The organism is Pseudomonas sp. RW10S2 (genome assembly GCF_014268985.1).
GTDB classification, from domain to species: Bacteria; Pseudomonadota; Gammaproteobacteria; order Pseudomonadales; family Pseudomonadaceae; genus Aquipseudomonas; species Aquipseudomonas wayambapalatensis.
The window spans coordinates 1-12,884 of sequence record NZ_JABWRO010000144.1 but is presented as its reverse complement, the minus strand read 5'-3'; the positions used below and the strand labels follow the sequence as shown (position 1 = coordinate 12,884).

Here is a 12,884-nt window from a genome sequence, read left to right as displayed (position 1 = left end):
AAGGGCTTACCTTGCGGTAAGCCCTTTTCGTATTTGGTGGCTACACAGGGACTTGAACCCCGGACCCCAGCATTATGAATGCTATGCTCTAACCAACTGAGCTATGTAGCCAATGGCGCGCATTATTCTCTTGTGATGACCCTCTGTCAACACTCATTTCAAAAAAAATCTACACGCTTTCAAAAACTTAGCCGGAAGGCCCGCTTCAGCGGACGATCAGCCACTGCCCGAGCAGGTTGTTGACCCGCAGTTGTTGGGCGGCGGCGAGCCTGTCGAGAGTTTCGCCTGCGCGGTCGAGGTTGAAATCACCGCTGATGCGCCGATAAGCGGTTTGCTCGTCCATCAGCCACACCCGCTGCCCTTGGTAGCTGGCTAGCCGCTCCAGCACTTGCTGCAACGGCATGTCCCGGGCGACCAGTTGCCCGCTGCGCCAGGCATCGGCAGTCTTGATGTCGGCCTTTTCCACCGCATCGATACGCACCGGGTTGAACCTGACCCGCTCGCCCGCCGACACCATGCGCTGGTCGCCGCCCTGGCTGACCATGGCCTTGCCGCTGAGTACCACCAGTTCGTCGTAGTCGCTGTTGCGGGCGATCATCAGGCGGGTGCCGAACACCTGGATCCGCGCGGCGTCCACCTGCACCTCCAGCGCACGCCCATCGAGCATCACTTCAAGGTACACCTGGCCCTGCAGCAGTTGCAGTTGCCGGGTGCGGCTGCGCAGGTCGACGTTCATGGCGCTGGCGCTGTCCAGATGCAGGGTCGAACCGTCCGCCAGGCGCAGGCTGCGGCGCTCGCCTGCAGCGGTGTGCAGCTCGCTGCCCAGGCGCTGCATCAATGGCCAGTAGAGGTAGGCCAGCGCGGCCAGCAGCAACAGGAACAACGCCCCCAGTGCCTTGCCCCAGTGACTGCGGCGTACCGCCACCTCCCGCGGTCGCAGCCGCGCAGGCGGGCTCTGCAGTTGCTGCCAGCGGCTTTCCAGCGCCGCAAAAGCGCGGGCATTGTCCGGATCCTGGCACCATAGCGCGAAGGCCTTGCGCTGCCGCTCGTCACCGCCCGGCTGGCGCAGGCGCGCGAACCATTCCAGTGCTTCGCGTTGGGGGTCGTGATCGAACTGCACGGCGGGCATCGGGTTCATGGGATCGGTCTGCTCGCGAGAAGGGCGGTGTGCCCTGTGTTTGCGGAGGGAATGAGCTGAGGATGCTAAATATAGTGAGAACCATTTGCAAGTGAGTGGGCGATGGGTGGTCTTGTGGTTTAAGCGTCTTTGCGCTTTTTTCAGGCATGTCTTTCAAGGTGTTCGCATGTGATTGCGTGAGCGCACAGAAAAAACAAACTAAGGGTGGCTTCGTATCGGGATGTTTCTAATAATCGGATCCCAACCTGAGCACGGATGTCGAGCCCATGGCCATCAGCAGTACCTCGTCCAGCCCCACGACCAGCAGTGCAACGCCGACTTCCGGCAGCAGCCCGCTGGTGATGCGGATCATCACCTTCTGCGCACTTGCGCACCTGATCAACGACCTGATCCAGTCGGTGTTGCCGGCGATCTATCCGATGCTCAAGGCCAACTACGACCTGAGCTTCGCCCAGATTGGCCTGATCACCCTGACCTTCCAGGTGACCGCCTCGCTGCTGCAGCCATGGGTCGGCTTCTATACCGACAAGCGGCCGACGCCGAACCTGCTGCCGCTGGGCACGCTGTGTACCTTGGTGGGGATCGTCATGCTGGCGTTCGTCGGCAGTTTCCCGATGATCCTGCTGGCCTCGGCGCTGGTGGGGATCGGCTCGTCGACCTTCCACCCGGAAACCTCGCGCATCGCCCGCCTGGCCTCCGGCGGACGCTTCGGCCTGGCCCAGTCGACGTTCCAGGTAGGGGGCAACGCCGGCTCGGCCTTCGGCCCGCTGCTGGCGGCGGCGATCGTCATCCCGTTCGGCCAGACCCACGTCGCCTGGTTCGGCCTGGCGGCGTTGTTCTTCTTCGGTGTGACCTTGCTGCTGCGCCGCTGGTACAAGGATCACCTGAACCAGTTCAAGGCGCGCAAGGCCGGTGCCGCCACCCATGGCCTGTCGCGCCAGCGCGTGCTCGCCGCGTTGATCGTGCTGGGGCTGCTGGTGTTCTCCAAGTACTTCTACATGGCCAGCTTCACCAGCTACTTCACGTTCTACCTGATCGAGAAGTTCGACCTGTCGGTGGCCAGCTCGCAACTGCACCTGTTCCTGTTCCTCGGCGCGGTGGCGGCGGGCACTTTCTTCGGAGGGCCGATCGGTGACCGTATAGGGCGCAAGGCGGTGATCTGGTTCTCGATCCTGGGCGTGGCACCGTTCACCCTGGCGCTGCCCTACGCCGACCTGTTCTGGACCACGGTGCTGAGCCTGGTGATCGGCTTCATCCTCGCCTCGGCGTTCTCGGCGATCGTGGTGTATGCCCAGGAGCTGGTGCCGGGGAACGTCGGCATGATCGCGGGCATCTTCTTCGGGTTGATGTTCGGGTTCGGCGGAATCGGTGCCGCGCTGCTCGGTTATCTGGCCGACCTGCGCGGGATCGAGTACGTGTACGGGCTGTGCTCGTTCCTGCCGTTGTTCGGGTTGCTGGCGGTGTTCCTGCCGTCTACCGGCAAGCGTTGAGCCCCCGGCACCTGCTGCGCCCCTTTCGCGGGTTCGCCCGCGAAAGGGGCTCTCCAGTTGACTGAACGATCAGCCCTGGCCTAGAGTGCCGCCTCCTTCATTTTTCCCTGCGATTCCAGCAATGCGCCGCCCACACCCCCTCAGCCACACATGCCTGCCTGTCGCCCCGACAGCGCGTCGCGCGTGGCCGAGCGACACGGTGCTCAAGCGCCGGCGCAGCGTCCTGTTCGCCTTCACCTTCTCGCCACACACCGCGCACTGAACTGATCAGCGCCCCTGTCTGCTGCGCCGCCTCGGCGTGGCCGCGGGCGCCTGCGTTTGCACGTCTTTTTCAGTGGAGTGGTACATGAACATGCGTTTGCTGGCGGGCCTTCTGTTCGCCGTGTCGGTGGTGGGCTTCAGCCTGGGGGCCAGCCTGCCGCTGGTGTCGTTGCGTCTGCACGAGGCGGGGGCGGGCACCCTGGAAATCGGCATCGTCTCGGCCATTCCGGCCGCGGGCATGATGCTCTCAGCGTTCATGGTCGATGCCTGCTGCCGGCACCTCACCCGGCGCACCATCTACCTGCTGTGCTTTAGCCTCTGCGCCCTGAGCATCGGCCTGCTGGAGTGGTCGTTCGCCTCGATCTGGTTGCTGGCGCTGCTGCGTCTGGCGCTGGGGATCGGCATGGGCATCGCGATCATCCTGGGTGAGTCGTGGGTCAACGAACTGTGCCCGGAGCACAACCGCGGCAAGATCATGGCCCTGTACGCCACCAGTTTCACCGGCTTCCAGGTGCTGGGTCCGGCGATGCTGGCGCTGGTCGGTGCCAACAGCCCCTGGGTGACGGGTGTGGTCACCGCCTGCTATGGCCTGGCGTTGCTGTGCATCCTGCTCACGGTGCCGAACGATCATGTCGAGCATGGCGAGGAAGACGACAAGAGCTTCACCCTGGGCGGCTTCTTCCGTGTTGCCCCTGCCCTGTGCGTGGCGGTGCTGTTCTTCTCGTTCTTCGACGCCGTGGTGCTGTCGTTGTTGCCGGTGTATGCCACCAGCCATGGCTTTGCCATAGGCGTGGCTGCGCTGATGGTGACGGTGGTGTTCGCTGGCGACATGCTGTTCCAGTTGCCGCTGGGCTGGCTGGCGGACCGGGTGGAGCGCACCGGGCTGCACCTGGCGTGTGGGCTGGTGGCGATGGCGATCGGTATCGCCTTGCCGTGGCTGTTGCAGGTGACCTGGCTGCTGTGGCCGTTGCTGGTGGTGCTCGGGGCCGTGGCAGGGGGGATCTATACCTTGGCGCTGGTGCTGATCGGGCAGCGCTTCAAGGGCAAGGACCTGGTGACGGCCAACGCCAGCGTCGGCTTGCTTTGGGGTGTAGGTAGCCTGGTCGGGCCGCTGGTCAGCGGCGCGGCAATGGACGTCGCACCGCACGGCTTGCCCATGGCGCTGGCGGTGATGGCAGGGTTGTTCGTGTGCTTTGCACGGCAGGCCTGGCGGCGGGCCGGGCGGGTTTCTGTGGAAGCCAGCCCGGGCCAGTGAGGCTTCTTGGCGGGCAAGTCGGGACGGCGAACCGCCGCGAACAGGCCCATTCAGGTCGAGGCGATCAGAAGCTCCCGCGCAAGGTCACCGACACATTGCGCGGATCGCCCCAGTAGTAGCCGGTCGGTGTCGGTGCCACCTGGCGGTAGTACTGCTTGTCGAAGATGTTGTTGGCGTTGACCTGCAACGAGTAGTGGTCGTTGAAACGGTAGTTGACCATCGCGTTGTACACCGCATACCCCGACTGCGTGGCGACCGCAGTGCCGCTGCGGTTATAGATGTCGCTCTGGGCCTGCACGCCACCACCAATGGTCCAGGCGTCCAGCTCACCCGGCAGGCGGTAGCTGGTGAACAGCCGCAGCATGCGCTTGGGGTCGGTGGTGCGGATCGCATTGCCGGTGTTGCTGGTGGTGTCCTTCAGGTACTCGGTGGTGTTGTAGGTGTAGCCACCGGTCACGTTCCAGCCCGGCAGCACTTCGCCGGAAATCTCCAGTTCGAAGCCCTGGCTGCGGTTCTTGCCGGCCGCAACCTTGCAGTAGCCACTGGTGTAGTTGGGTGGGCAGGGATTTGGCCCGCTGATGTCGTCCAGCGGGTTGCCGACCTGATAGATGCGGAAGAACGCCAGCGAGGTATTCAGCCGTCCGTCATAGAACTCGCCCTTGATGCCAGTCTCGTAGGCCTCGCCGGTGACCGGCGCGAGCACCGAGCCAGTGGCGTCGGTGGCGGTCTGCGGGTTGAAGATCTCGGTATAGCTGGCGTACGTGCTGAAGTTGTCGTTGAGGTCATAGATCAGCGCCGCGTAGGGCACCACTTCGTTGTCGACACTGAACTTGCCGTTGGAGCGGGTGTTGTTTTCCTGCTCATAGTCGTACCAGTTGGTGCGCGCGCCCATGATCGCGGTGAGCGGGTCGGCCAGGGAAATGCGCCAGGTGGCGTAGGCGCCTTCCTGGGTGGTGCGGGTGCGCACCGGGTGGGCGAGGATGTTGATAGGCGGGTTGGCCAGGCTGGTCTTGGGGTCCCAGTTGCGGATGTCGAACACCCCCGACTGAACGTTGTTGGTGGCCGAGGCGTAGGAATCGTTGCGGATGCGCTCGACGCCCAGCATCAGCTCGTGGGTGCGGCCCAGCAGGTCGAACGGGCCATTGAGGGTCGCGCTCAGGTTGTTCTGCAGGCTCTCGCCGCCATCGCCTTCGGTGACCTGGTAGCTCATCAGGTACGGGTTGTTGGTGGGGTTGGCGGCGCCGGTGGCGCGGGTGAAGTAGGTCTGCTTGAAACCATCGTCGGCCAACTCGAAGTGGGTGCGCTGGGCCATCAGCTTGAGCTTCCAGTCGTTGTCGAAACGATGTTCGAGCTCGGCGAAGGTTTGCAGGTTACTGCGGTTCCAGCGGTTCCAGTCGGCACCCAGGTAGGTGCTGCGGCCAAACGGCAGCGGCGAGCCGTCGTAGTTGGCGGGCAGGTTGCCCCAGGCGCCGGTGGCGTCGAGCTTGGTCCATTCAAGGCCGGTGGTGAGGGTGGTGCTGTCATTCAGGTCGAAGGCCAGTACGCCGTACAGTACGTCCTTGCGTTCCTGGCGCGACTCCTGGAAGTGGTCCTTGTCGTCGTGCACGGCGATGATCCGCCCACGCACGTTGCCGGTTTCGGTCAATGGCCCGGAGATGTCGGCGACATAGCGCTGGGCGTTCCAGGTGCCCAGGGTAATGCTGCCGCTGCCCTGGTATTCGTAGGTCGGGCGCTTGCGCACCAGGTTCACCGTGCCCGAAGGGTTGCCCGCCCCGCGCAGCATGCCGGTGGCCCCGAGCAGGATCTCGGCGCGGTCGATGATCGCCGAGTCGCTCTGGATGAACGAGCCGCCGCCGCTGCTCTGCACCACGGTGGCGCCGTCGTACTGGATGGCGTCGATCGAGTAGCCGCGCGAGTAATACTGCACGCGCTCGCTGTCGGTCAGGTTGACCACCACGCCCGGGGTCTGCTCGAGCAGGTTGGTGAGGTTGGTGATGTTCTGGTCGTCGATGCGCTGGCGGGTGACCACGGTCACCGACTGCGGGGTGCGGCGGATGCTTTGCGGAGTCTTGCCGATGGTCACCGCGCCGGTGGTGTAGGAGCCGGTGTTCTCGGTGGTCTCGCCCAGGCGGTCGCTGGAAATGCTGGTGGCACCAAGCTCGAGTGCATCACCGACGTCCAGCGCCGGGATCAGCATGAAGCTCTTGTCGCTCTGTTGCTGAACTTGCACGTTGCTGCCCTGCAGCAAAATCGACAGGGCCTGGGCGCTGTCGTAGCTGCCTTGCACGCCACGGGTGGTCTTGCCCTGGAGGCTGTTCGCGTCGAACGACAGGTTCAGGCCGCCCTGGCGGGCCATCTGGTCCAGCGCTGGGGCCAACGGGCCGGCCGGGATGTTCCAGGCGAGCTGCTGGTTTTGGCCTGCCGGGGCGGCGAAAGCTTGGGCCGAGAGCGTGGCGCTGGCAAGGCCCAGGCCGAAGGCAGCGGCGTGTATGGCATTGCGCAGCCTGTCGTTGCGGGGGGAACACGGGCGAATCATGAAGCGCTCCTGAAGGTTGGGGGAGACCACTTTTCGGGCTTTGTTCCTTCAGGCCGGACGAGAATGAGATTCCACCTCATTTATTTTCGTCGATGCATGTTGACTGGCCAAACGTCCCAGGGTCAGGCCAGGTCGATGCTCACCCAGTAGCGCGTGCGGTAGTCGATGCGCACCGGCAGGGTTCGTGCGATCAACAGCAGGATCTGATCGATGTCTGCCAGTTGATAAGTCCCCGAGACCTTCAGCCCGGCGACTTCCGGTGCGCATCTGAGCAGCCCCGGCCGATACCGCGAAAGCTCGGCCACGAACTCGCCCAGTGGCATCTGCTGCACACTGAGCACGCCATCGGTCCAGCCCCACGGGTCGCCATGCAGGGTCGCCACCTCGGTTAGCCCCGAGGCACTTACCAGCAGCACCTCGCCGGTCTTCACCCACCGTGGGCGAGCGGAGGAGGGGAACAGCAGCACCTCGCCACGGCGAACCGCCAACAGCAGGCCGTCGTCGTTCTCGCGCAGCAGCAACTGGCCGTTGCGGGTGTCCATGTCGGCGATGGCGGTGTCGATGTGGAAGGTGCGGTTGTCGCTGGCGTTGCTGTCCAGGCTGACCTCGCCGCGAATCAGTGTCAGCAGGCGCTGGTCGGCGCTGTAGCGCAGGTCGATGGCGCTGGCGGTGTTGAGCTGGATGCGGCTGCCGTCGCTGCCTTGCAGGTCGCGCCGCTCGCCGGTGGCGGTGCGGCTGTCGGCCATCAGCGCGGGCAGGCCCAGGGGCTCGCGCGCGGTCCAGAGAGCCCCCCCGGCAACCGCGAATCCGACCAGCAGCTTGAGGTTGTCGCGCCGGCTCATGCGTTGCCGCTGGCTGCCCTCGAGGGTGCGTCGGCTCAGGTCGGGGGGCAGGCCGGCCAGTTCGTTGCCCAGGCTGTTGACCCGCTGCCAGGCCAGGGCGTTGTGCGGATGGCTGTGCAGCCAGTGCTGGAATTGCTGCTGGTGGTGCGCCGATGGATCGTCGAAGCGCAGTTTCACCAGCCAGTCGATCGCCTCGTCGACCTGGGCCTGGGCCGGGATGCGCTCAGGCGTCGGCATAGCGCAACCGATAGCAGGTGCCCAGCGCCCGGGCCAGGTCGCGCTCGACCGTGGCCCGGGACACCTCCAGGCGCATTGCGATCTGCGGGATGCTCAGGCCATCGAGCTGGGCCAGCAGGAACGCCTGGCGCACCCGGGGTTTGAGCAGGTGCAGGGCGCGGTCGAGGCGTTCGAGGGTGTCGAGGATCACCAGGCGATGCTCCTCGCTGGGCGCTTCGCTTTCGGGCAGGCAGGCCAGGCTTTCCTGATAGGCGCGTTCCAGTGCGCGGCGCCGGAACTGATCGATCATCAGGCCGCGGGCGATACTGCTGAGGTAGGCGCGTGGCTCTTTCAGCGGCGAAACCTGACGCGCGCGCAGCAGGCGCACGAAGGTGTCCTGGGCGAGGTCCGCGGCATGCTCCCGACAGCCGACCCGGGCCCGCAACCAGCCGCGCAGCCAGGCATGGTGGGTCTGGTAGAGCAGATCGATTTCGGCAGGCTTGAGCATGTCGTTCATCTGCATCGTGGCTGCGGCCCTGGTTGCGAGGAAAGAGTGGGGGAGTGAGTGTGAATAGTTCTCAATTCTATGCGGGGCAATGCTGTCGGAGCAATGGCATACCAGGAATTTGTCGCGCAAGATTCGGCGATCTGGCGATGAACGGTTGGTCTAACATGGGTCTTTCAGTTCATTCCACGGGTAACGTGCCATGATCCATGCCGATCTCTCGCCGCACGCCTATCAGCAGGCGATCGACTTCCTCAGCGGGCTGGACCCGGACTGGGCCCGGCATATCGCCGCGGTCGGGCCGTGCCTGCACCGCGCTACGCCTGGGCGTGAGCCGTTCGAGGCGCTGGTGCGGGCGGTGGCGTACCAGCAACTGCATGCCCGGGCGGCCGAGGCGATACTCGGGCGCTTGCTGGCGTTGTATCCGCAGGTGGCGTTTCCTGCGCCGGAGCAGTTGCTCGCCACCGACCCCGAGGTGTTGCGCGGTTGTGGCTTCTCGGCGAGCAAGCTGGCGAGCATCCTGCACATCGCCCAGGCCCGTCTCGACGGGGCCGTGCCCGGGCGCGAGGAAGCGCTGGCGATGAAGGATGAGGCGCTGATCGAGCGGCTGGTGGCCTTGCGTGGCGTGGGGCGCTGGACCGTGGAGATGTTGCTGATCTACAGCCTGGAGCGTTCGGACATCCTGCCGGTGGATGACTTCGGGGTACGCGAGGGATACCGTCGCCTGAAGGGGTTGGAGAGGGCGCCGACACCGGCGCAGATGCGCTCGCTGGGTGGGGTGTGGAGCCCGTATCGGACGGTGGCGGCCTGGTATCTCTGGCGGGCTTGAGGTGGGGGCCTTTTCGCGGGCAAGCCCGCTCCTGCATGGGCGCGCTGTCTCTTGTAGGAGCGGGCTTGCCCGCGAAAAGGTCAGCACAAAATAGCCCCGCAAGAACCGGAGAGCCCGCTCCAAGAGAACCTGCCACCCTGACAGCCAATCACCCCAGAGGCCCCGCCCATGCCAGCCACCCCCTACAACACCGATGCCGCCCGCTGGCAGGCCGTCCAGGCCCGCGATCCACAAGCGGCCGGTCACTTCGTCTATGCCGTGCGCACCACGGGCATCTATTGCCAGCCCGGCTGCAAGTCGCGGATGGCCAAGCGCGAAAATGTCGAGTTCTTCGATGATGGCGCCGCCGCTGAAGCCGCCGGCTACCGCCCTTGCAAACGCTGCACGGCAACCCTCGTCGACCCTGGCGCCAAGCGTACCGCGCTGGTCGCGCGTGCCTGCCGGCTGATCGAATCCCACGACAGCGCTCCTCAACTTGAGCAGCTTGGCGCCGAACTGGGTGTCAGCCCCTTCCACCTGCACCGCTTGTTCAAGGCCGAAACTGGCCTCACGCCCAAGGCCTATGCGTCGGCCTTCCGTGCCCGGCGCTTGCGTGAAGGGCTGGAGCAGGCAGGCAGCGTCACCGATGCGATCTACGACGCGGGCTACAACTCCAACAGCCGCTTCTATGCCAGCGCGGGCCAGCGCCTGGGCATGCAGCCGCGTGAGTACCGGGCTGGCGGTGTGGGCGCGACCATCCGTTTTGCCCTTGGCCAGTGCTTTCTCGGGGCGATCCTGGTGGCGCAAAGCGAGCGCGGCATCTGCGCCATCCTGCTTGGCGATGACCCGCAAACGCTGCTCGAACAACTGCAGGACCAATTCCCCAAGGCCCATTTCATCGGGGGTGACCCCGATTTCGAGCGCTTGGTTGCCGAGGTGGTGGGTTTTGTCGAGCAACCGTCGCTGGGGCTGCAACTGCCCCTCGATGTACAGGGCACCGCGTTCCAGGAGCGCGTCTGGCAGGCACTGCGCGAGGTGCCGGCGGGCGGCCGGGTCAGCTACAGCGATATCGCCGAGCGCATCGGCGCCCCCAAGGCGGTGCGTGCCGTCGCCCTGGCCTGCGCGGCCAACCGCATTGCCGTGGCGATCCCCTGCCACCGAGTGGTGCGGCGTGATGGGGATATCAGTGGTTATCGCTGGGGTGTGGAACGCAAGCGTCTGTTGCTGGCGCGAGAAACGGTCATCACCTGATCGCCGCGGCAGCGTAGAATCCTCCGCCTGTCGAGTTGTATAGAGGGTATTTCGATGAGGCGTGTAAGCCTTGAGCGTTTTTACGTGGGGATTTTGGCCTTGTTGCTGTGGGTGGCCACGCCCGCCTGGTCGGCACCGGCCACCCCGGTATCGAGCCTGGCCGCTGCCGAACAGCAGGTGCTGGACGAAGATGCCAGCCTGGATCAGCTGAGCGACCGGCTCGACCAGATCCGCCAGGGCGTGACCAGCAATGCCAATGACGACCTGCTCTCGCAACTGCGTCAGTCGGCGCTGCAGGTGCAGCGCCAGGCCGATGCCCTGGCCACGCAGCGTACGGCGGATGTCGCCCGGCTGGATGATCAGCTCAATGTGCTGGGGCCGGTGCAGCCCGAGGAGGCCGAGAGCCTGACGCGCCAGCGTCAGCAACTGGGCAAGCAGAAAAAGACCCTGGTGGCCGAGCAGACCGAAGCTACCCAGCTCACCCAGTCGGCGCGTGACCTGTCTACGCAGATCGTCAACCTGCGCCGCAGCCTGTTCAACTCGCAGATCACCAGCCGCGCCGCCAGCCCGCTGAGCCCGGCGTTCTGGTCGAGCCTGATCCGTCCTACCGATGAAGACGTGGCGCGCCTGCGCGACCTGCGCGGTGAGGCGGCAGATGCCGTGGCCAGTGCCCTCAGCGCCGAGCACCGCTGGTTGTTCATCAGCGCGCTGGTGGCTGCCGTGCTGGTCTGGACCTTGGTGCGCAAGGTGCTCGAGCGCCTGCTGGCCGACGCGATGATCCGCTGGCTGCCCGAAGGCCGCTTGCGCCGCAGTGCCCTGGCCCTGGGCGTGGCGTTGGCCACCCTGGCGACCATCGCCGGTTCCGTGTCGTTGCTGCGCTGGGGCCTGGAAAGCAGTGCCGAGGTGGGGCCGGACCTTGCCAGCCTGACCAATCATGTTCTCACCCTGGTGGTGTTCAGCGCCTTCATCTCGGGCCTGGGCCGCGCCATGCTGATGCTGCAGCGCCCGTCCTGGCGCCTGCCGCCGATCCCCGACGAAGTGGCCAGCGCCCTGGGCTGGTTCCCGCAGGCCCTGGCCCTGGCGTTGGTGCTGCTGCTGACCCAGGAGCGGATCAACAGTGTCATCGGCACCAGCCTGGCACTGACCCTGGCCACCAACGGCCTGACCGCGCTGGTGGTATCGCTGCTGTTCGTCGCCGTACTGGTACGCTATCGCCGCACTCGTCGCCAGCACGGGTTGGAGCGCCCGGCGGGCCTGGCGGGGCTGATCCCCTTCGTGGTGGTGGTGTGGGTCATCGCGATCCTGCTGGCGCTGCTCACCGGCTACCTCACCCTGGCCTACTTCCTGACCGCCAAGCTGCTGTGGATCAGTGTCGTGGCGGTGTGCGCCTACCTGCTGGTGACCGTGTTCGGCGACCTCTGCGAAACCTTGCTGTCGCCGCGTCAGCCTGCTGGCCTGGCGCTGGCCTCGGCGCTGGGCCTGCAGCAGCGTCACCAGGCCCAGGCCAGCACGGTGCTGGCCGGTATCGGTCGCACCGTACTGCTGTTCATCGCTGCGCTGCTGGCGTTCATGCCTTCGGGCACCAGCCCCGGCGAGCTGCTGCTGAGCCTGGCCGACTGGGATGGTAGCGGTGGCAAGATCCTCGGCAACCTGAACATCGTGCCCCAGGATATCTTCCTGGCGCTGGCGATCTTCCTCGGTGGGCTGTTCGCCATTCGTGTGGTCAAGCGCTGGCTGAGCGAGCGTCTGTTGCCGGAAACCGACATGGACGCTGGCATGCGTGCCTCTTTGGTGACGTTGGTTGGCTACCTGGGCTTCCTGTTCCTGGCCATGCTGGTGATGTCGACCCTGCACATCAACCTGACCAGCCTGACCTGGGTGGTCAGTGCGCTGTCGGTGGGTATCGGTTTCGGTCTGCAGCAGATCGTGCAGAACTTCATCTCCGGCCTGATCCTGCTCACCGAGCGTCCGGTGAAGGTGGGTGACTGGGTCAGCCTGGCGGGGGTGGAGGGTGACATCCGGCGCATCAACGTGCGTGCTACCGAGATCCAGATGTCCGATCGCTCGACGGTGATCGTGCCCAACTCGCAGTTCATCTCGCAGAACGTGCGCAACGTGACCATGGCCAATGCGCTGGGTGTGGTCGGTGTGACCTTGACCCTGCCACTGGAGACCGATGCCAACCACGTGCGCGAGCTGCTGCTGCAGGCTTACCGCGACCACGAGGCGATCCTCGATGCTCCGGCGCCGTCGGTCACCTTCAAGGATTTGACCGCCAGCGGCATGGTGCTCAGCGCCAGTGGCTACGTGGCCGGGCCGCGGCAGGTGTCGGGCGCACGCAGTGACCTGCTGTTTGCCATTCTCGGGCGCCTGCGCGAGGAAGGTATCGCGCTGTCGTCGCCGCAGAGCATGGTGTTGCTGCAGGAAGGGACGCGGGCGGCAGACGAATCGGTGTGACACAAATGGGGCCGCTTTGCGGCCCATCGCGGGACCAGCCCGCTCCCACAGATTTAGTGGGATATGCGTCCACCCTCTGGGCATGCCCCGATCAGTGTGGGAGCGGGCTGGTCCCGCGATGGGCT

General features: G+C 65.4%; 9 protein-coding genes and 1 tRNA gene. 5 read left to right on the top strand and 5 right to left on the bottom strand.

Annotated features, from left to right (window positions below):
- Positions 1-34: 34 nt before the first annotated feature.
- Positions 35-111 (bottom strand) — tRNA-Met (locus tag HU729_RS22900).
- A 94-nt stretch (positions 112-205) separates the two neighbouring features.
- Entirely contained in the window at positions 206-1,138 is a 933-nt protein-coding gene (locus HU729_RS22895) for a FecR domain-containing protein (protein ID WP_186667625.1), read from the bottom strand.
- Between the two features lie 266 nt (positions 1,139-1,404).
- On the opposite strand from HU729_RS22895, the gene HU729_RS22890 reads away from it, so the two are divergent.
- Together HU729_RS22890 and HU729_RS22885 are read left to right on the top strand one after the other, a co-directional pair.
- On the top strand, positions 1,405-2,628 hold the full coding sequence (locus HU729_RS22890) for an MFS transporter (RefSeq protein ID WP_186667626.1): 1,224 nt from the start codon (positions 1,405-1,407) through the stop codon (positions 2,626-2,628).
- 346 nt (positions 2,629-2,974) lie between these two features.
- The gene (locus HU729_RS22885; RefSeq protein ID WP_186667627.1) at positions 2,975-4,144 is read left to right on the top strand and encodes an MFS transporter; all 1,170 of its coding nucleotides are present in this window, start codon (positions 2,975-2,977) and stop codon (positions 4,142-4,144) included.
- 64 nt (positions 4,145-4,208) lie between these two features.
- On the opposite strand, the gene HU729_RS22880 is transcribed toward HU729_RS22885, so the two are convergent.
- The 3 genes from HU729_RS22880 to HU729_RS22870 all read right to left on the bottom strand — a co-directional run bounded on the left by HU729_RS22880 (position 4,209) and on the right by HU729_RS22870 (position 8,261).
- Positions 4,209-6,680 carry a TonB-dependent receptor gene (locus HU729_RS22880; protein ID WP_186711629.1) on the bottom strand — a complete coding sequence of 824 codons (2,472 nt, stop codon included), beginning with the start codon at positions 6,678-6,680 and terminating at the stop codon, positions 4,209-4,211.
- A 122-nt stretch (positions 6,681-6,802) separates the two neighbouring features.
- Positions 6,803-7,759: a FecR domain-containing protein gene (locus HU729_RS22875; protein WP_186711628.1), complete on the bottom strand. Its 957-nt coding sequence runs from the start codon at positions 7,757-7,759 to the stop codon at positions 6,803-6,805.
- On the bottom strand, positions 7,746-8,261 hold the full coding sequence (locus tag HU729_RS22870) for a sigma-70 family RNA polymerase sigma factor (RefSeq protein ID WP_186667630.1): 516 nt from the start codon (positions 8,259-8,261) through the stop codon (positions 7,746-7,748). The genes HU729_RS22875 and HU729_RS22870 overlap by 14 nt, the downstream gene beginning before the upstream one ends.
- Positions 8,262-8,445: 184 nt before the next feature.
- Between HU729_RS22870 and HU729_RS22865 the strand changes: the two genes are divergently transcribed.
- The 3 genes from HU729_RS22865 to HU729_RS22855 all read left to right on the top strand — a co-directional run bounded on the left by HU729_RS22865 (position 8,446) and on the right by HU729_RS22855 (position 12,759).
- A complete protein-coding gene (locus tag HU729_RS22865) occupies positions 8,446-9,072 on the top strand; it encodes a DNA-3-methyladenine glycosylase (RefSeq protein ID WP_186667631.1) in 627 nt (208 codons plus the stop codon).
- 168 nt (positions 9,073-9,240) lie between these two features.
- Positions 9,241-10,302: a bifunctional DNA-binding transcriptional regulator/O6-methylguanine-DNA methyltransferase Ada gene (gene ada / locus HU729_RS22860; RefSeq protein ID WP_186711627.1), complete on the top strand. Its 1,062-nt coding sequence runs from the start codon at positions 9,241-9,243 to the stop codon at positions 10,300-10,302.
- Positions 10,303-10,356: 54 nt separating this feature from the next.
- Positions 10,357-12,759, top strand: coding sequence for a DUF3772 domain-containing protein (locus HU729_RS22855; RefSeq protein ID WP_186711626.1), 2,403 nt, complete (start codon positions 10,357-10,359; stop codon positions 12,757-12,759).
- The last annotated feature ends 125 nt before the right edge of the window (positions 12,760-12,884 follow it).